Annotated in this window: 17 protein-coding genes; 5 read left to right on the top strand and 12 right to left on the bottom strand. The window is 69.1% G+C overall.

Annotated features, from left to right (window positions below; genetic code table 11):
- Nucleotides 1–58: 58 nt before the first annotated feature.
- The 7 genes from MFF07_RS17210 to MFF07_RS17180 form a co-directional block, all read right to left on the bottom strand.
- On the bottom strand, nucleotides 59–754 hold the full coding sequence (locus MFF07_RS17210; RefSeq protein WP_147751748.1) for a response regulator: 696 nt from the start codon (nucleotides 752–754) through the stop codon (nucleotides 59–61).
- Nucleotides 751–3,471 (bottom strand): DUF4118 domain-containing protein, encoded by a 2,721-nt coding sequence (locus MFF07_RS17205; protein WP_238232446.1) that lies wholly within the window; start codon nucleotides 3,469–3,471, stop codon nucleotides 751–753. The genes MFF07_RS17210 and MFF07_RS17205 overlap by 4 nt, the downstream gene beginning before the upstream one ends.
- 24 nt (nucleotides 3,472–3,495) lie before the next feature.
- On the bottom strand, nucleotides 3,496–4,101 hold the full coding sequence (locus tag MFF07_RS17200; RefSeq protein ID WP_238232445.1) for a K(+)-transporting ATPase subunit C: 606 nt from the start codon (nucleotides 4,099–4,101) through the stop codon (nucleotides 3,496–3,498).
- A gap of 34 nt (nucleotides 4,102–4,135) precedes the next feature.
- Nucleotides 4,136–6,229, bottom strand: coding sequence for a potassium-transporting ATPase subunit KdpB (gene kdpB, locus MFF07_RS17195; RefSeq protein WP_238232444.1), 2,094 nt, complete (start codon nucleotides 6,227–6,229; stop codon nucleotides 4,136–4,138).
- Between the two features lie 68 nt (nucleotides 6,230–6,297).
- A complete protein-coding gene (locus MFF07_RS17190; RefSeq protein ID WP_147763136.1) occupies nucleotides 6,298–6,501 on the bottom strand; it encodes a hypothetical protein in 204 nt (67 codons plus the stop codon).
- A gap of 13 nt (nucleotides 6,502–6,514) precedes the next feature.
- Nucleotides 6,515–8,230 (bottom strand): potassium-transporting ATPase subunit KdpA, encoded by a 1,716-nt coding sequence (gene kdpA / locus MFF07_RS17185; protein WP_238232443.1) that lies wholly within the window; start codon nucleotides 8,228–8,230, stop codon nucleotides 6,515–6,517.
- A 13-nt stretch (nucleotides 8,231–8,243) separates the two neighbouring features.
- Nucleotides 8,244–8,333 (bottom strand): K(+)-transporting ATPase subunit F, encoded by a 90-nt coding sequence (locus MFF07_RS17180; protein WP_036267122.1) that lies wholly within the window; start codon nucleotides 8,331–8,333, stop codon nucleotides 8,244–8,246.
- Between the two features lie 1,201 nt (nucleotides 8,334–9,534).
- Here MFF07_RS17180 and MFF07_RS17175 point away from each other — a divergent pair.
- Entirely contained in the window at nucleotides 9,535–9,807 is a 273-nt protein-coding gene (locus tag MFF07_RS17175) for a hypothetical protein (protein WP_238232442.1), read from the top strand.
- 156 nt (nucleotides 9,808–9,963) lie between these two features.
- Nucleotides 9,964–11,847, top strand: coding sequence for an ATP-binding protein (locus MFF07_RS22630; protein WP_306424644.1), 1,884 nt, complete (start codon nucleotides 9,964–9,966; stop codon nucleotides 11,845–11,847).
- Nucleotides 11,848–12,145: 298 nt separating this feature from the next.
- Here the strand turns inward: MFF07_RS22630 and lexA are convergent, their stop codons facing one another.
- Complete coding sequence (gene lexA / locus MFF07_RS17160; protein ID WP_147813890.1) at nucleotides 12,146–12,874, bottom strand: transcriptional repressor LexA; 729 nt, start codon at nucleotides 12,872–12,874, stop codon at nucleotides 12,146–12,148.
- Nucleotides 12,875–13,217: 343 nt separating this feature from the next.
- Between lexA and MFF07_RS17155 the strand changes: the two genes are divergently transcribed.
- The gene (locus tag MFF07_RS17155; RefSeq protein ID WP_373322376.1) at nucleotides 13,218–13,727 is read left to right on the top strand and encodes a hypothetical protein; all 510 of its coding nucleotides are present in this window, start codon (nucleotides 13,218–13,220) and stop codon (nucleotides 13,725–13,727) included.
- Here MFF07_RS17155 and rfbA read toward each other — a convergent pair.
- Genes rfbA through rfbC form a run of 4 tightly spaced genes read right to left on the bottom strand, consistent with a single transcriptional unit; the run spans nucleotide 13,724 to nucleotide 17,193 of the window.
- Nucleotides 13,724–14,614: a glucose-1-phosphate thymidylyltransferase RfbA gene (gene rfbA / locus MFF07_RS17150; RefSeq protein ID WP_238232441.1), complete on the bottom strand. Its 891-nt coding sequence runs from the start codon at nucleotides 14,612–14,614 to the stop codon at nucleotides 13,724–13,726. The two genes, MFF07_RS17155 and rfbA, sit on opposite strands and share 4 nt — an antisense overlap.
- A 22-nt stretch (nucleotides 14,615–14,636) precedes the next feature.
- Nucleotides 14,637–15,521 carry a dTDP-4-dehydrorhamnose reductase gene (gene rfbD, locus MFF07_RS17145; protein WP_238232440.1) on the bottom strand — a complete coding sequence of 295 codons (885 nt, stop codon included), beginning with the start codon at nucleotides 15,519–15,521 and terminating at the stop codon, nucleotides 14,637–14,639.
- Nucleotide 15,522: 1 nt separating this feature from the next.
- Nucleotides 15,523–16,581, bottom strand: coding sequence for a dTDP-glucose 4,6-dehydratase (rfbB, locus tag MFF07_RS17140; RefSeq protein ID WP_238232439.1), 1,059 nt, complete (start codon nucleotides 16,579–16,581; stop codon nucleotides 15,523–15,525).
- 60 nt (nucleotides 16,582–16,641) lie between these two features.
- The gene (gene rfbC, locus MFF07_RS17135; protein WP_238232438.1) at nucleotides 16,642–17,193 is read right to left on the bottom strand and encodes a dTDP-4-dehydrorhamnose 3,5-epimerase; all 552 of its coding nucleotides are present in this window, start codon (nucleotides 17,191–17,193) and stop codon (nucleotides 16,642–16,644) included.
- Between the two features lie 319 nt (nucleotides 17,194–17,512).
- Between rfbC and MFF07_RS17130 the strand changes: the two genes are divergently transcribed.
- Nucleotides 17,513–17,944, top strand: a complete 432-nt coding sequence (locus tag MFF07_RS17130; RefSeq protein ID WP_238232437.1) for a hypothetical protein — start codon at nucleotides 17,513–17,515, stop codon at nucleotides 17,942–17,944.
- 7 nt (nucleotides 17,945–17,951) lie between these two features.
- Nucleotides 17,952–18,857 carry a polysaccharide deacetylase family protein gene (locus tag MFF07_RS17125; protein ID WP_238232436.1) on the top strand — a complete coding sequence of 302 codons (906 nt, stop codon included), beginning with the start codon at nucleotides 17,952–17,954 and terminating at the stop codon, nucleotides 18,855–18,857.
- Nucleotides 18,858–18,910: the final 53 nt, after the last annotated feature.

The raw sequence follows: 18,910 nt of genomic DNA, 5'->3' as shown, positions 1-18,910 counted from the left end.
GCGCCCGGGTCCGGAAGGATCTCGAAGGGTTCGCCTTCATGCACGGCGAAACCCGCCATCAAGCCCGGGCCTCGTCCTCGGGGGCACGCAGGCGATAGCCGACGCCGGTCTCGGTCAGGAGGATGCGCGGGCGCTCGGGATCGGCCTCCAGCTTTAGGCGAAGCTGGCGCATGTAGACCCGCAGGTACTGCGGGTCGGACGAGGTGGAGACCTCGCTCATGAGTTGGGCGTGGGTCAAGGCCTTCCCGGCATGCTGGATCAGGACGCGCAGGAAGTCGTACTCGCGCGGCGTGAGCTTCACCTCCTCGCCGCGGACCCGGACCAGGCGGCGCACCAGGTCGACGCTGAGGCCGTCGACCTCGAACAGGGCGCGTTCGCCCTGGACCGCGAGCTGGTGGCGCAGGGCCGCGCGGATGCGGGCCAGCAATTCGCCCATGCCGAAGGGCTTGGTGACGTAGTCGTCCGCCCCGAGGTCGAGCGCCTCGACCTTGCCGGCCTCGTCGTCCCGGCTGGACAGGACCACCACGGGCAGGTCGCGATGGTCCTTGCGGATCAGGCGCAGCAGGTCGTGCCCGCGCATGTCGGGCAGCCCGAGGTCGAGGATGATCAGGTCGACGGTCTCACGGGACAGGACGTCCAGCGCGGCGCGTGCGTTCGGTGCCTCGAAGGTCTCGTAGCCCTGGGTCGCAAGGCCCATGCGCAGGAGCTTCCGGATCGGCGGCTCGTCGTCGATGACGAGGATGTTCATGCTCATGCCGCCAGATCCGCGCGAACGTTTCCCGCCGGGGGGACGGGCAGGAGGACGGTGAAAACGGCGCCCAGGCGGTCGCGGCGGTTGCCGGCCGTCAGCGTGCCGCCCATGGCCTCGACGAACCCGCGGGCGATGGCGAGGCCGAGGCCGGTCCCGGCCCGGACGCTGTCGCCCTTCCGGACGCGATAGAACTTGTCGAACACGCGCTCGACGTCGGCCTCGGGCAGGCCGTCGCCCTCGTCGAGGACCGTGAGACGGACCTGCCCACGCTCGACAGAGCCCCTGACGGTGACGGTGGACCCCTCGGGGGCGTACTTGGCGGCGTTGTCGAGGAGGTTGACCAGCACCTGCTCGAACAGCACCGGATCGAGGCGCAGGGCCGGCAGGGTGGCCGGAAGATCGAGCTCGACCCGATGGCCGGCGAGGATTGAGCCTAAGCGGCGCAGTGCGGTGTCGACGGTCTCGCCGACGTCCTGCGGCGTGAGGCTCGCCGCCACGGCCCCCGCCTCCAATCGGGTCATGTCGAGGAGGTTGACGATGAAGCGGTTCAGCCGCTCGGACTCCTCGATGATGGTGTCGAGAAGGTCCCTCTTGGCGTCTGCTTCCAAGGCCTCGTCGAGGTCGCGCAGGGTCGTGGCCGCACCGAGCACCGAGGACAGAGGGGTGCGCAGGTCGTGCGAGATCGAGGTGAGCAGGGCCTGCCGCAGCCGGTCGGTCTCGGCGGCGCGCTCCGCCCGGTCGAGGTCCTCGACCAGGCGCACCCGCTCGATGGCCAGTGCCGCCATGTCGGCCAGCGCGTCGAACAGGCGCCGGCTCTCCGGTGAGAGGATCGGTCCGATGCCGTCGGTGTCGAGGCCGATGACCCCGACGATGCCGCGGCCCGTCCGCATCGGCAGGAACAGCCGCTTGGCCCCCGGTAGCGTGTCGGCGCCCCGCCCCGCGGGCCGCTCGTTGTCGAAGGTCCAATTCGCGGCGCCCAGGTCGGCCGCATCGAGGGTGTCCTCGGGCGGGAAGCCGGCCCGGACGGAGACCGCTCCCTGATCGGGGAGCAGGACGACGACCCGGACCCTCAGCATGGCGGCGATCTGGGCGGAGGTCGCCCAGAGCACGTCGTCGAGGGTGCCGCATCCGGCGAGCTTGCGGCTGAAGCCGTAGAGCCGCTCGGTCGCCCGCGCCCTGCCACGCGAGACCACCGCCTCGCGGCGGGATCGGGACGCCAGGTTCGAGACGGCCACCGCCACCACCGTGAACAGCAGGAACGCGGCGATGTTGGTCGGGTCCGCGATGGTCAGGGTGTAGACCGGCGGCAGGAAGAAGAAGTTGTAGGCCAACGACGCGGCGACCACGGCCACGAGCGACGGCCCCAGGCCGAAGCGCACCGCGACGGCGACGATGGCGGTCAGCAGGATGAGGTCGGCGTTCTCGACGCCGAGATAAGGCTCGACCAGCAGCGCGAGCCCGAGGGCGGCACCCGTGCCGAGGAGCCCGACGGCATAGGGCAGGATCTCGATGGGCCGCTTCTCGACCGCCGTCGCGACCGTCTTCGCCGGGACCGGATCGGCCCTGCTGGCCTCGCCGGTGATGACGTGCACGCTGATGTTGCCGGACCGGCGGATGATGTCGTGCACCACCGAGCCGTTGAGGAGCTCGAACAGCGGCGAGCGTTCGGCCTTGCCAAGGATGACGTGGTTGACGTTGGTCGAGCGGGCGAAGGCGAGGATGTCGTCGGCGACGCGCCGGCCGCCGGGGAGCGTGACCGCGTCCCCGCCCAGCCGGTCGGCGAGGCGCAGGGTGTCGGCGATGCGGTCGCGCGCGGCCTCGTCGAGGGACAGGCTGCGCGGCCCTTCCACGGTGATGGCGGTCCACGGCGCGTGCAGGCGGTCGGCGAGACGCTTGGCGTGGCGCACGAGGCCGGCGGAGTTCGGGTCCTCGCTGACGCAGACGAGCACCCGCTCCCCGGCTCCCCACGGACCCGCGATGGCGTTGGCCCGCATGTGGCTGATGAGCTCGTCGTCGACTCGGTCGGCGGTGCGGCGGAGCGCCAGCTCGCGCAGGGCCGTCAGGTTGCCGCGGGAGAAGTAGTGCTTGAGGGCGCGCTCGGCGTTGCCCTTCACGTAGACCTTGCCGTCCCGGAGGCGCTGGATCAGGTCGTCGGGGTTGAGGTCGACCACCTCGATGTCGTCGGCGCGGTCGAGGATGCCGTCGGGGACGGTCTCGCGCACCCGGATGCGGGTGATCTGCGCGACGACGTCGTTCAGGCTCTCCACGTGCTGGATGTTGAGGGTGGTGTAGACGTCGATGCCGGCGTCGAGCAGTTCCTCGACGTCCTGGTAGCGCTTCGGATGGCGCGAGCCCGGCGCGTTGGTGTGGGCGAGCTCGTCCACCAGCGCCAGGGCGGGCCTGCGGGCCAGCAATCCGTCGAGGTCCATCTCGTCGAGCGCCGTGCCGTGGTACGCGACCGACCGCCGGCCGAGCACCTCGAAGCCCTCGACGAGCGCCAGGGTCTCCGCGCGCCCGTGGGTCTCGACCACGCCGACGACCACGTCGGTGCCGGCCTTGAGCCGCGCGCGCCCGACGGTGAGCATCTCGTAGGTCTTGCCGACCCCCGGGGCCGCCCCGAGGAAGATCTTGAGGCGACCCCGTCCGCCTTCCTCCCGACGCGCGGCCTCCAACAGGGCGTCGGGCGAGGGACGGTCCGGATCGCGATGCGGCGTCGACATGGGGCGGCCTGTCATCCGGCGGTTCTACTTCGACCCCGAACCGTCCAGGGCGAGGTTGAGGGCGAGCACGTTGACGCGGGGCTCGCCGAGGATGCCGAAGAGACGCCCCTGGACCTGCAACTCCACGAGGGAACGCACCCGATCCTCGGGCAGGCTGCGTGCCTTGGCGATCCGGGGCACCTGGAACAGGGCAGCGTCCGGTGAGATGTCCGGGTCGAGGCCCGAGCCGCTGGTGGTGACGAGGTCGACCGGGACGGGCTTACCGGGGTTCTCGGTCCTGAGGGCGTCGAGGTCGCCCTTGACCCGCTCGGCCAGGGCAGCGCTCGTCGGCCCGAGGTTCGAGCCCGACGAGTTCGCGGCGTTGTAGGGCGATGGGACGGTCTTGGCGGCGTCGGCCGGATCGGCGGCGCTCGTGGCCGAGGGGCGACCGTGGAAGTATCCGGCGCCGGTGAAGGACTGCCCGATCAGGCTGGAGCCGACGACCTTGCCGTCGCGCTCGATCAGGCTGCCGGCGGCCTTGGCCGGGAAGATCGCCCCCGCGATGCCGGTCATCGCGAGGGGGTAGGCGAGCCCGGTGATGGCCGTCAGGGCGATCAGCAGGACGAGGGCGGGGCGAAGCTGGTTCAGCATGACGATGGTCCCAGAGGTGGTGTGCGGCGGCAGCTCAGACGAGGTGCAGGGCGGTGATGGCGAGGTCGATGGCCTTGATGCCGACGAAGGGCACCAGGATGCCGCCCAAGCCGTAGATCAGGAGGTTCCGGCGCAGCAGCGCCCCGGCCCCGACCGCCCGGTAGGACACGCCCTTCAGCGCCAGCGGGATCAGGACGACGATGATGAGCGCGTTGAAGATGATGGCCGAGAGGATCGCGCTCTCGGGCGAGGCGAGGCCCATGACGTTGAGGGCCTGGAGCTGCGGGTAGAGCACCAGGAACATCGCCGGGATGATGGCGAAATACTTGGCGACGTCGTTGGCGATGGAGAACGTGGTCAGCGCCCCGCGGGTCATCAGCAACTGCTTGCCGATGCCGACGATCTCGATGAGCTTGGTCGGGTCGCTGTCGAGGTCGACCATGTTGCCGGCCTCGCGCGCCGCGACCGTTCCGGTGTTCATCGCGACGCCGACGTCGGCCTGGGCGAGCGCCGGGGCATCGTTGGTGCCGTCGCCGCACATGGCGACGAGCTTGCCCTGGGACTGCTCCTTCCGGATCAGCGCCAGCTTGTCCTCCGGGGTGGCCTGGGCGAGGAAGTCGTCCACGCCGGCCTCGGCGGCGATGGCGGCGGCGGTCATCGGGTTGTCGCCGGTGATCATCACCGTGCGGATGCCCATCTGGCGGAGTTCCGCGAAGCGCTCGCGGATGCCGCCCTTCACGATGTCCTTGAGGTAGACGACGCCGAGAAGCCGGCCGTCCCGCGTCACGGCGAGCGGGGTGCCGCCCGCCTTGGCGACGTCCTCGGCGATGGCCTGGATCTCGCGCACCGTCTCGTCGGCGACGCCTGGGCTGTAAGCCAGCGCCGCACCGGAGCCACGGGTCGCCATCGGCTGTGAACTCACCGAGGCGATGATGGAATCGACGGCGCCCTTGCGGATGGAGGAACCGTCGAGATCGACGCCGCTCATCCGGGTCTGCGCGGTGAACGGTACGAAGGTCGCGTTGAGGCTCGCCATGTCGCGGGCCCGGATGCCGTACTTCTCCTTGGCCAGGACGACGATGGAGCGGCCCTCCGGGGTCTCGTCGGCCAGCGAGGCCAACTGGGCGGCGTCGGCGAGGTCCTGCTCGGTCACGCCGCGGACGGGGCGGAACTCGGTGGCCTGCCGGTTGCCGAGGGTGATCGTGCCGGTCTTGTCGAGCAGCAGGGTGTCGACGTCGCCGGCCGCCTCCACCGCGCGGCCCGACATCGCGAGCACGTTGAAGCGCACCAGCCGGTCCATGCCGGCGATGCCGATGGCCGACAGGAGCGCGCCGATGGTCGTCGGGATCAGGGTGACGAACAGGGCGACCAGTACGATCAACGGGATCGATCCGCCGGCGTAGGAGGCAAAGCTTGGGATCGAGGCGACGGCGAAGACGAAGATCAGGGTCAGGCCGGCGAGCAGGATGTTGAGCGCGATCTCGTTCGGGGTCTTCTGACGCGAGGCGCCCTCGACGAGGGCGATCATCCGGTCGACGAAGGTCGAACCGGCGGCGGCGGTGATGCGGACCCGGATCTCGTCGGAAAGCACCTGCGTGCCTCCGGTCACCGCCGAACGGTCGCCGCCCGACTCGCGGATCACCGGGGCGGACTCGCCGGTGATGGCGGCCTCGTTCACCGATGCCACGCCGAGGATGACCTCGCCGTCCGAGGGAATGATGTCGCCGGCTTCGACCAGGACCACGTCGCCGACCTTCAGGTCGTTGCCGGGGATGGTCTCGAAGTCCCGTCCGGTGCCCTTCAGGCGCTTGGCCATGGTCTCGGTGCGGGTGCGCCGCAGGCTGTCGGCCTGCGCCTTGCCGCGGCCCTCGGCGATGGCCTCGGCAAAGTTGGCGAACAGAACGGTGAACCACAGCCACAGGATGATCTGGCCGGAGAAGGCGAGGTTGGCTCCACCGGTCAGGACGTCGCGGACGAACAGGACGGTGGTGAGCGCGGCCACGACCTCGACCACGAACATGACCGGGTTCTTGATCATCTTGCGGGGGTCGAGCTTGGTCAGGGCGCCGACGAGCGCCGGCCCGACAAGGGCGGCGCTGAACAGGCTCGTGGAGTTTGGGCGGGCCATTGCGGTTGTCCGATTGGATGGTGAGGCATCTCGGGCGGCGGCGCGGTCACGCGCCGCCGAGTGGGGGCTCAGGGGGCCAGGGCGGTGCCGAGGAGGGCCGCCCCGGCCATGATGCCGAGGGCGCCGAGCAGGGTCAGGCCGAGCATGCCGAGGATGACGTCCGAGAGGCGGAGGTCGCGGCGGTCCCGTCGGACCCGGTCCCATGTCGGCGGCCTTGGCCGGTGACGTGCGAGGGTGCGCCGCATGGCGGCGCGGTTGCGGGATGGAAGCATGGCGTCCTGCACCTCACCCCCCCGCCGCGAAGGTCTGGCCGAGGCCGCCGGCGAGGTGCTCGACGATGGGTCCGAGCGCCAGCGCCGGGAAGAAGGTCAGCCCGCCGACGATCAGGATCACGCCGACCAGTAGGCCGACGAACAGGCCCCCATGCGTCGGGAACGTCCCGGCCGAGGCCGGCACCGTCTTCTTGGCGGCGAGCGACCCTGCGATGGCGAGCGCCGGGACGATCACGAAGAACCGGCCGAACAGCATGCCGAGGCCGAGCGTGGTGTTGTAGAAAAGGGTGTTGCCGGTGAGTCCGCCGAAGGCCGAGCCGTTGTTCGCCGCCGCCGAGGTGAACGCGTACAGGATCTCCGAGAAGCCGTGCGGGCCGGCGTTGGCCGGGCCTGCGAGACCGGCGGCGACCACGGTGGCCAGCGCCGTGAACCCCAGCATCATCAGCGGCAGGCACAGGATGGCGAGCATCGCCATCTTGACCTCCTTGGCCTCGATCTTCTTGCCGAGGTACTCGGGCGTGCGACCGACCATCAGGCCGGCGACGAAGATCGTCACGATGACGAAGACGAGGATGCCGTAAAGGCCGGCCCCGACGCCGCCGACGATGATCTCGCCGAGCTCCATGTTGATCAGCGGGATCATGCCGCCGAGCGCGGTGAAGCTGTCGTGCATGGCGTTGACCGCGCCGCACGAGGCCGCCGTGGTGACGGCCGCGAAGAGGGCGGACGCTACGATGCCGAAGCGGACCTCCTTGCCCTCCATGTTCCCGCCGGTCAGGCCGAGGCCGTTGAGGACGGGGCTGCCGGCGCTCTCGGCCCAGTAGACGACGGTGACGCCCGCCAGGAACAGCACGCCCATAGCAGCGAGGATCGCCCAGCCCTGGCGCTCGTCGCCGACCATGCGGCCGAAGACGTTGGTCATCGCCGCGCCGATGGCGAAGATCGAGACGATCTGGACGAAGTTCGCGAGGGCGGTGGGATTCTCGAACGGGTGGGCCGCGTTGACGTTGAAGAACCCGCCGCCGTTGGTGCCGAGCATCTTGATGGCGACCTGGCTCGCCACCGGGCCGACCGCGATGGTCTGCTTGGCGCCTTCCAGGGTGGTGGCCTCGATGGCCCCGCCGAAGGTCTGGGGAATGCCCTGGGAGACCAGGAACAGCGTGTAGACGACGCAGATCGGCAGCAGCACGTAGAGGGTGGTCCGGGTCAGGTCGACCCAGAACGAGCCCACGGTGGCGGCCGAGGCGCGCGAGAAGCCGCGCACCAGGGCGACGGCCAGGGCGATGCCGGTCGCGGCCGACAGGAAGTTCTGGTGGGTCAGCCCCAGCATCTGCGTGAGGTACGACATCGTCGTCTCGCCGCCGTAGTTCTGCCAGTTCGTGTTGGTCACGAAGCTCGCCGCCGTGTTGAAGGCGAGGTCCGGCGCGACGGCGGACTGCCCGTCCGGGTTGAACGGCAGGACCGCCTGGAAGCGCAGCAGCGCGTACAGGGCGAGGAAGCCGAGCACGTGGAAGGCGAGCATGGCCAGGGCGTAGGACAGCCAGTGCTGCTCCTGGCGGGCGTCGATGCCGGCGACGCGGTAAAGCCCGCGCTCGACGGGGGCGAGCACGGGCGAAAGGAAGGTTCGCTCACCCGTGAAGACACGGGTCATGTAGCCGCCGAGAGGGCGGGCGAGCGTGAGGACGACCGCGCAGAACAGCGCGATCTGTATCCAGCCGTTGATGGTCATGGGAGGCGTTCCTTCAGAACCGCTCGGGGCGGACGAGGGCGTAGGTGAGGTATCCGAGCAGCCCCAGGGTCACGAGGGCGCCAAGCGTCAGGTCGAGGGTCATGGCGAGCCTCAGAGGCGTTCGCAGAGGACGGCGTAGCCGGCGGCCAGGCCGAAGAAGGCGAGCCCCGCGGCGATGAAGGCGATGTCGAGCATGGTCGGTCCGTTTCGGTTCGGGGGCCGATGCAGGACCGGTCTCGCCCAGGACCAATGTGGACGCGAACCGCATTAGGGTTCGAGACGGAAGCGAGGGCGATTTTATAAGGGACGCATTAGGATCGCGGGGGGGGGGCTCGCTGGTCGGCCCTGGGACGGTGGTCGTTCAGTCCGCCGGCGCGGCCATGCGCAGGGCGAGACGGAACTCGACACACCCGAGCGGGCAGCCAGCCTGGACGGCCCGGGGGCATTCGCTTAGCCACCTCGAACGGTCGACCTGGACGACGCCATCGCCTTCGAGACGATAGCCATGGAACCCGGTCCCGCATGCTCGGCACCGGGACAGCAAACGCTGCAGGCCTTCGCGGGTCGGGGATCGGTCGATGGCACCATGTCCATCGGAGAGGGCCGGTTGTCGGTCGGTGTAGTCCACGGAAATTCGGCCTGGCACCCTGTCCGGGCGGTCGGCGAAGATCCTTGAACCCGCATAAGGGTTCGAGAGGGTCCGGGACCGAAGGGCATAAGGATTTGGTGTCGTCGATCCATCCTCGGCAAAAATCGAGAACGCCCGATGTCCTACCCGCTGCGCATCATCGGATTGCTTCCAGCATACCGCATGTCGAAACGGCCGACCCGATTGGCGTCGGGTGGTCCGTATAATTGAGGTAGATTTAGTGCGGGACTTTGACGGTCAAAGGCGGAACTTTGGTTCGGCCATCACCGGCGCCTCGAACCCGCGAGGCGTGCACGCCATCGACGGGCGACCTTAAGCACTGGACGGGGCATGGGTTGGAGATCTCGGGCGCGTACGTCGAAAAATACCCTGGACTTCGGGGTATCTTCCACACCGTCCCACAGGCCCCATCAGCTCAAACTACATAGATGCGGGATCTTTTGGATCCCTGCCTTGACGCCCAGGCTTTGGGATTCAAAGTAAACACCGACGGCAATTGCTTCCCATCCCCGCCGACGAGAGACCCAGACCGTGACCCTGGCCTTCCTCATACGGAAACCTCTGCCCAGCGGCAGACCTGCCTTTCCCATCCTCCCCATCGCCCGGGCCTAGGCGGCGCGCACCCAGCGCCCGGCGGCCCGCGTACGAGGCCGCCATGAACGATCACACGACCCCCGACACCCGCAGTTCGGACCTTCTCGTCGGCGACCTCTTCCGGCGCCTGTACCTGATGCGCGACCTGTCCGAGGTCACCTTCCGCGCCGCAATCGAGGGAGCCCTCGTCGCCCTCGGGCGCGCCGCCCTCGAAGAGGCCGAGGCCCGTGGCCGCCGCGTCGCCGAGCGGACCGGAGCCAGGCCGACCGACGTCCGCGTCACCCCCTGGGGCCAGCGCCGCCCGACCGAAGGCGCCGACCTTCCCGAAGGCTGAGCCTTCCCGACCCAAGGACATCCCCATGCCCGCGCTCTCGATACCGCTCTCCGCCGGCCGGCCGAAACGCCCGCCGTGCGACCGCCCGAACCCTCCCATCGACACCCTTCCCAAGGGCTGACCGGCGCACGAGCCCGGCGGCCCGACGAGGCCGCCATGACGAATCTGAAGAAGCTGCCCAAGACACCCAAGGCCACCCTGAGGTCGCACGCCGAGCGTGTCGCCCGGGAGGCCGGCATCCTCGACGCGGCCGACGACGGAGCCTACGGGGACGACCCGTCCGCCCTGGACGTCCCCGGCACGGTCTCGGTCGGCACCATCCTCGCCATCGCCCTGATCCAGGATGGGCTGCCGAAGCGCGATGCCGCCCGCATCGCAGGCCGCGATGGCCTCGCCCTGGTGGTCTCCGTTCCCGGCCCAGACTGGGTCGTTCCCGTCGCCAACGCGCTCTGGGGCATGGCGCCGTGGGCCGAGATCTCGAAGCGGGCCGGAAGCAGCCGCACCGAAACTCCCGACAAGGGCAACGACGTGATCGGACGCGCCCTCGCGTCCGGCCACAGGGTGGCCGGCGTCTCCCAGTCGCCCGAGAAGTACCTGCCGGCTGCCCTGGTCGCAGCCGCGGACATGCGGATCGACCTGCCGTCCCCGAGCAATCGGGTTGTCTCGGCGGTCATCCGGCTCGCCACCGGCAAGCGTCCGAGCCGGCTGCCCCCGGCCATCGCAGCCGGCCTGGGTTTCGACACCATCGTCGCCTGCATCCGCACCGGCACCCGGGCCGGCGAGTGCGTCCGGCGGCTCAAGGCGGCCCAGCGGTCCCTGGGTCGGACCGCCCCCGGCCTCGCGGACGTGCCGACCCTGGACGAAGCCGTCGGCTACGGCGAGGACGCCATGTCCTGGGGGATGGGGCTCGTCGCCGCGGTCAAGGAGTTCAAGGCCGGCAAGCGCTCCTGGGAAAGTATCGAAGCCAAGAACGCAGTATTCTTCGGAGACGCCGGCACCGGCAAGACGACGCTGGCCCGGATCATCGCCAAGAGTACCGAATTACCTCTTACGGTCACCAGCGTCTCGTCCTGGTTCGGGGCCGGCAACGGCTATCTCAACGACATCATCCGCCGCATCGACGAGGTGTTCGCGGCCGCATCGGCAACGAATGGGATTTTACTCCTAGACGAGATCGATGCCGTCCCTAACCGTGAAACAATCGATAATCGGCATCGTGATTTTTGGGTGCCGATTACTTCGCATATCCTCACTCTGCTTGATGGCGCAGCCTCAAGCCCCGCATCAAGACTGATCGTCATCGGAACGACGAACTTCGTTCATCGGCTCGATCCCGCCCTGACGCGCCCGGGCCGCCTCGACCGGCTCGTGCGGATCGAACGGCCCGGCATCGAGGACATCGCCGCCATCCTGCGCCAGCACCTCGGCGACGACTTGGCAGGCGAGGACCTGATGCCGCTGGCCGCCATCGGCGCGGGCGCGTCGGGCGCCGAGGTCGCCGGCTGGGCCAGGCAGGCCCGCATGGCCGCCCGCGCGGGCAAGCGCGACATGCGCCTGCCGGACCTCCTCGGCCAGCTCGCGCCGCCCGAGACGCGCTCGCCCGCGACGCTCCTGGCCATTTCCCGCCACGAGGTGTCCCACGCCCTGGCGACCGAGGTCCTCCAGATCGGCGAGGTGGTGGTGTGCACGATCTGGTCTCGCGGCTACGTTGGTTGGCTCTGCTGCCAGCCGTCGGGGGACTTGCCCTCGCTGCGACGCCCGCTCGCTACGATGTCTTCATCGATCGCGATGGGGCCGGCGCGGCGGTTCGGGGTGCCGATGGGCGCCTCGCCATCCTCGGCAAGCCGCCGAACTTCGTGCTGGAGCAGTGGCTCAAGGCCGACGGCGATGGGCGCCGGGCCGATCAGGTCGGGCAGGGGGAGGGCGCCCGCTGCGACCGGCTCGGCTGTACGATCCGGCTGGCGGACGGACGGTGGCTGTCCCTCGTCAAGGACCGGCGCGGCCTGTTCGAGGATTGCGCCCGCGCCGCTATTCTGGTGACCCGCCGAGATGCGCCGCCCGGTTGCGCGGCGGGCCTGCTCCTCGACCGGAAATTTCTGGCCGAGCACGGCGCGGCGATGATCCGCCTAGACTCGAGCGGACCGGTTCTGGTCACCGTACGAAAGCCCGGTCCACCGCCGCCCTGGCGTCCGGCGGCTGCCATCAAGCCGCCCGAACCGCCTACGTCCAAACCGGATTTGCCGACGCCCGATCAGCCATCAGGCTTCGCGAACTACCGGCAGCCGTCACCTACTGAGGACACCGAAGCTTCTGCTGCGGACGCCCCTGCCGAGCCGCTTCAGTAGCGGCGCACGAGACTGACGAGGCGGCCCTGGATCTGGACCCGGTCGGGTCCGAGTACGCGGGTCTCGTAGGCCGGGTTGGCGGCCTCCAGAGCGATTGAGGAGCCGCGGCGGCGCAGGCGCTTCAGGGTCGCCTCCTCGTCGTCGATCAGCGCCACGATGATGTCGCCGGTCTGGGCTGTATCCTGCTTGCGGATCACCACGAGGTCGCCGTCGAGGATGCCGGCCTCGATCATCGAATCGCCGCGCACTTCCAGCGCGTAGTGCTCGCCGCCGGCCAGGAAGTCCGGCGACATCGCGATGGAATGGCTCTGGTTCTGGATAGCGGAGATCGGCGTACCGGCCGCGATCCGGCCCATCACCGGCACCATCACCGAGCGGCCGTCTTCGTCGAAGACCTGTGTCGTCGTCGGCCTCGGCGGAACGGACTTGGACCGCCCACCCTCGACCACGCTCGGTGTGAAACGACGCACTTCGGCCTGTGGCGCGGGCGGCTGCTTGCCCGTGATCGGCTCCGGAATACGGATGATCTCGATGGCGCGCGCCCGATTCGGCAGGCGCCGCAGAAAGCCACGCTCCTCCAGCGCTGTGATCAACCGGTGGATGCCGGATTTGGAGCGCAGATCGAGCGCATCTTTCATCTCGTCGAAGGAGGGGGGAACGCCGCTCTCGCTCATTCTCTGCTGGATGAACTGGAGCAGCTCCAACTGCTTGCGCGTCAACATGAGAGCCACCTAGGAGGGGGCGACCGCCAAGCGCGGAACCGCCGAAACAAACCACGAACACGTTAAGCGTTCTTCAAGTGTTCTGCAAGCGAGAGACAAGCGTGAATTGCGCCATGACGGGCAAAGCTGCGTCTCCTTCGCCGATGGACGTTTCCAGCGGGACACCGTATTGCGCTGCGCAATGGATGCGGAAGCCGACGGTGCGACAGGCCCCGAGGGTGGCCGGCGGATCGCGGTATTGGCCCTCGCGGCGGCTGTCGGCTGCGTTGCGACACCGGCACCGGCCCGTGCGCAAGAGCCGCCGACGATCCTCCCAATCGAACCGAGGGCCGGGACCGAGCGCTTGATCGAAACCCTGAGTGCCCGCCTGCTGGCCGCCCACAGCGCGACCGCCGTCCTCGAGGCCTGGTGCGCCGAGCGCGGCCTCGCCGCCGATCCGCGTCTCACGGCCGTACGAGTTGCAGGCGCGGACAAGCCGCTCTCGGCCGAGCAGCGTGAGCGTCTGGCGATCGGTGCCGATGAGCCGGTGCGCTATCGGCGCGTCCGCTTGACCTGCGGTGGCCACGTCCTGTCCGAGGCCGACAACTGGTACGTCCCTGGCCGGTTGACGCCGGAGATGAATACGATGCTGGAGACCACACAGGTCCCGTTCGGGCGTGTGGTCCATCCACTGTCGCCGACGCGGCGCAACCTGTCGCTCAAGATGCTTTGGACGCCGGGCGAGGCCGAACTGCCTGGGCCCGAGAACAAGCTGTTCTTCGTCGAGGCTGTACTGTCGACGGCGGCCGGCATCCCGTTCTGCGAAGTCGCCGAGACCTATACCGGCGCGGTGTTGGCGCTGGGCGAGCGCTAGGCCGTCCCGTCCAGCGGCTGGTCCTCCTTAGCGAGCCTGAGCAGGTTCTGGCCGTAGGAGGTCTTGGCGAACAGTTCGCCGCGGGCGACGAGCTGGTCGCGGGTGATGAAGTTCTGAAGATAGGCGATCTCCTCCAGGCAGGCGACCTGGAGGCCCTGGCGGTTCTGCAGGGTGCGTACGAACTCCGCCGCTTCCAGCAGGCTGTCATGCGTGCCGGTATCGAGCCAGGCATAGCCGCGGGACATCCGCTCGACGTGGAGCTGGCCGAGATCGAGATAGGCTTGGTTGACGGATGTGATCTCGAGTTCGCCCCGGTCCGAGGGCTTCACCGCGGCGGCGATTTCGAGGACTTGGTTGTCGTAGAAGTACAGGCCCGTGACCGCCCAGGGGGATTCGGGCTTCTTCGGCTTCTCGACGAGACGCAGTGGCCGACCCTCCTTGTCGAGGGTGACGACGCCGTAGGCCTCCGGGTGGTCGACATGGTAGGCGAACACCGTGGCGCCGCCCTGCCGCTCGCGGGCGCGCCGAAGCAGCTCGCTCATGCCGCTGCCGAAAAAGAGGTTGTCGCCGAGCACCAGCGCGACGGAATCGCTGCCGACGAACTCGCGGCCGATGACGAAGGCCTGGGCCAGGCCCTCGGGCCGCGGCTGGACGGCATAGGTGAAGCTCACGCCGAACTGCTCGCCGGAGCCGAGCAGGCGCTGGTAGTTGCCGAGATGCTCGGGCGACGAGATCACCAGGATCTCGCGGATGCCGGCCAGCATCAGCACCGAGATCGGGTAGTAGATCATCGGCTTGTCGTAGACCGGCAGCAGCTGCTTGTTGATGGCGAGCGTCGCCGGATGCAGCCGGGTGCCGGAGCCGCCGGCCAGAACGATGCCCTTCATGGCGTAGCCTTTTTCCTATCTGTCAGTGCGCCGGGCCGACGAGGCGGTCGAGGATGTCGTCGAGTGCCTCGTGCCAGGGCCGGGGCGTCAGGCCGTAGGCGACTGTCAGGCTTTTCGTGGAGAGCTCGGAGTTGACCGGGCGCCTCGCCGGGGTCGGGTAGGCGCTCGTCGGGATGCCCTTGACCGGGATCCTGCGGCCGCCGCGCCGGGCATTGCCGGCGACGATGCCCTCGGCGAAGCCGTGCCAGGTGGTGACGCCCGCATTGACGTAGTGGAAGGTCCCCGTCGGCGCATCTGTGTCCTCGGCCAGCCGCAGCGCGATCCGGGCCAACCCCGCAGCGAGGTCGGCGGCCGAGGTCGGGCAGCCATGCTGGTCGTCGACGACGCTGAGCTGATCACGCTCGCCGGCCAGCCGCAGCATGGTCTTCACGAAGTTGCCGCGGTGGGGGCTGACCACCCAGGCGGTCCGCACGATGGCATGGCGCGGGTTGGCGGTGCGCACCGCCATCTCGCCGGCCGCCTTGCTTGCTCCGTAGACGCTGGTCGGGCCGATCGGCGCGTCGGTCTCGTAGGAGCCGCTGCTCGAACCGTCGAAAACGTAGTCGGTCGAGACATGAACCAGCGGAATTTTTTTTGAGTTCGTCGTCGCGGAAAGAATCGCCGGAGCGAGGGCGTTGAGGCGCCAGGCGGCGGCGACTTCGCTCTCGGCCTTGTCGACGGCGGTGTAGGCGGCCGTGTTGATCACGGCCGCCCAGTCGCGCTCGGCGATGATGCGGGCGATAGCGGCTTCGTCGGTGATGTCGAGGCCGGCGCGATCGGGCGCGTGGACGCGCACGCCCTCGGGCCAGGCATAGGCCTGAAGCTCCGTTCCGACCTGACCGCCGCCGCCGAGAACCAGGATGTCCATCTCAGGCGCTCTTGGCTGCCAGACCGAGCCGCTCGCCGGTGTAGCGGCCCTCGCGGATCGGGCGCCACCAGCTCTCGGTGTCGAGATACCAGCGCACGGTCTCCTCCAACGCCTCCTCGAACACCTTGGTCGGTGCCCAGTCGACTTCGCGTTCGGCCTTCGACGGGTCGATGGCGTAGCGCCGATCATGCCCGGGCCGGTCGGTGACGAAGCTGATCAGTTTTTCGTGTGGCGCGTGCTCGGGGCGCAACCGGTCGAAGGCCGCGCAGAGCGCCTTCACCACGGCGAGGTTGTTGCGCACGGCCCGGCCGCCGAGCAGGTAGGTCTCGCCGATCCGGCCCGTCATAAGCACTGCGACGAGACCGCGGGCGTGGTCCTCGACATGGATCCAGTCGCGCTCGTTCAGTCCGTCGCCGTAGACCGGCAGTTTCTTCCCCTCCAGCGCGTTTAGGATCATCAGCGGGATCAGCTTTTCCGGGAAGTGACGCGGCCCGTAATTGTTCGAGCAGTTCGTCACCAGCACCGGCAGGCCGTAGGTCTCGTGCCAGGCACGCGCGAGGTGGTCTGAGGCGGCCTTCGAGGCCGAGTAGGGCGAGCGCGGGTCGTAGCGGCTCTCTTCGGTGAAGAAGGCGTCCGGCGACAGCGAGCCGTAGACCTCGTCGGTCGAGACATGGAGGAACCGGAAGGCCTTGCGGTCGGCCTCGGGAAGGCCATCCCAGAACGAGCGGGCGCCGTCGAGCATCACCTGCGTGCCGACGACGTTGGTGCGCACGAAGGCGCCGGGGTCGGTGATCGAGCGGTCGACATGGCTCTCGGCGGCGAGATGCATCACCGCCTGCGGCCGAAAGTCGGCATAGAGCGCGTGGACGCGGGCCGGGTCGCAGATGTCGGCCTGGACGAACCGGTGCCGGCCGTCGCCGTCGAGGGGCTGCAGCGAGATCGGGTTGGCCGCATAGGTCAACGCGTCGAGCGTCAGCACCTCGTGACCGAGATCCTGCACGAGATGCAGGACGAGGGCGGAGCCGATGAAGCCGCAGCCGCCGGTCACCAGAATGCGCATGGGGGTCTCCGTCAGCTTGGGCGTCGGGCGCCACGACGCCCGGCGGACAATTCGTTCGCCTCAGAACAGCTTTTCGAGGCTGGCGAGCCGCGGCGCGGTCTTGTCCTTGCCGGACAGGATCGCCTCGGCCTCGCTCACCGGCCAGTCGATGCCGATGTCGGGATCGTTCCAGGCGATGCTGCGGTCGTTCGCCGGGCTGTAATACGCGTCGACCTTGTAGGCCACCATGGTGTTCGGCTCCAGAGTACAGAAGCCGTGCGCGAAGCCGTGCGGCACGAACAGCTGTTCGCCGGTCTCGGCATCGAGCCGGACCGCGACGTAGCGGCCGAAGGTCGGCGAGCCGTGTCGGATGTCGACGGCGACGTCGAGGATCGCGCCAGCCAGCACGCGCACGAGCTTGGCCTGCGCCGCCGGCGGCGTCTGGAAATGCAGGCCGCGCAGGGTCCCGGCCGGGGCCGAGAAGGACTGGTTGTCCTGCACGAAGGCGCTGGTGATACCACCCTCGGCAAGCTGATCGACCCGAAACACCTCCGAGAACCAGCCGCGCTCGTCGCCATGCCGCTTTGGGATGACGCGCTTGACCGCGGGGATCTCCGTTTCGATCACGCGCATCGCCGTCCTCCGGGCTCGCCGGCCCTGTTCGAGAGGGCGCCGTTGAAGGTCGCGATGGGGGCGAAGTCAAGGCGGTGCCTTGCGAAACCGGCTTCGCTGGGCAAGCCGATCGCCCCAAACGATGCCGCTGCTCGTGATGGGTCCGACCTCGGTGCAGCGCGGCGTGGATCTGTGAGCGCAAGACCTGGACGCGGATGGGATAAGCACGAGCGCGTCTGCGCGCTCATGCCCCCTGGAGGGCCGAGGGCGGACGATCTATGTCGCGGTTGCCTATAAGCGGCTCGTAAGAAGCTGCTCCATTCGAGGACCGCCCCAGACAATGTCCAGACATTTCCTCGCCGCAGCCCTGCTCGCAGGCTTCGCCTTGCCCGCCGTCGCGGAAGACGCTGCGCCGCCGCGAACGATCCGCAACGCTCCTGCACCGCGCGCCCTCGAACTTGCGGCGTACGTCTACGCGGCCTCGAACGTCTGCGGCTACAAGATCGGCGTACCGGAATTCGATGCCGTGCTCGCCAAGATGAACACCAAGTCCGAGGACGTCAGCCCGCGCGGGCCCTTCGGCGCCCGCATCCAGGGGATCTTCGGGATGATGTCGAACGACATGGCGCTGCATCGCGAGCAGTCCTGCATCGCGGTGGCCGGCGAATACGGCCCCGAGGGCAGCATCGCCAAGAACGTGCTGCAGCCGATGGCCGCCGGCGAGACGCCGACGCCCGCCCCGAAGGCTCCGGACGCGACCCCTGCCAAGTAGCCGTCGGGTGACCGAAGCCGCACACGGCCGCTACCGCTACAGCGCCCTGCCCAGCCGCCCGGTCTACGACTGGCCCGGCGGTAGGCGGCTCGCGGTCTACGTTGCCCTCAACCTCGAAACCTTCGCCTTCGGCGAGGGCCTCGGCGCGGAGCTGGCGCCGGGCGGACCGCAACCGGACGTGCTCAACTATTCCTGGCGCGACTGGGGCAACCGCGTCGGCGTGTTTCGCCTGCTCGACCTGTTCGCCGAGCTGTCGCTGCCGGTGGCGGTGCTCGCAAACAGCCGGCTCCATGCCGATTGCCCGGGCCTGATGGAGGCCGTGCGCCGCTATGGCGAAACCCATCCCGTCGAGATCGTCGCCCATGGCCGCAGCAACGCCGAGCGGCAGGGCGATCTCGACGAGGCGGCGGAACGGGAATTGATCGCCGACGCGACGCAGGCCCTGGCACGCGAGGAGGGCCGGGCGCCGACGGGCTGGCTCGGCCCCTGGATCTCGCAATCGCGGGTCACGCCGGACCTGCTTTCGGAGGCCGGCTACGACTACCTGCTCGACTGGGCGCATGACGACCAGCCGGTGCGCTTCGCGACCCGGGACGGGCGCGGCATCCTCTCGGTACCGTACCCCCAAGAGCTCAACGACATCCCGGCGGTCATCGCGCGCGGGCATACCGCCCGGGAATTCGCACGGATGATCCGCGACGGCTTCGCCGAGATGCGAACGGCCTCACGGGCCGCGCCGCTGGTGATGGGTATCGCGCTCCACCCCTACATCGTCGGCCAGCCGCACCGCCTGAGACCGTTGCGACGGGCGCTCGCCGGCATCGTCGAGCACCGCAAGACGATCTGGCTGACGACGCCCGGTGCGATAGCCCGGCACGTCGCTACGTTACCGGAGGGCATCCTGCCGGGCTGAGACGCCGCAGGACAACGTCGCTCGAAACCGCCACGCCGCCCTATCTCCGGTTC

It is taken from the genome of Methylobacterium thuringiense (assembly GCF_022179645.1).
Classification (GTDB): Bacteria; Pseudomonadota; Alphaproteobacteria; order Rhizobiales; family Beijerinckiaceae; genus Methylobacterium; species Methylobacterium thuringiense.
This window is presented reverse-complemented; position numbering and strand designations above follow the sequence as displayed.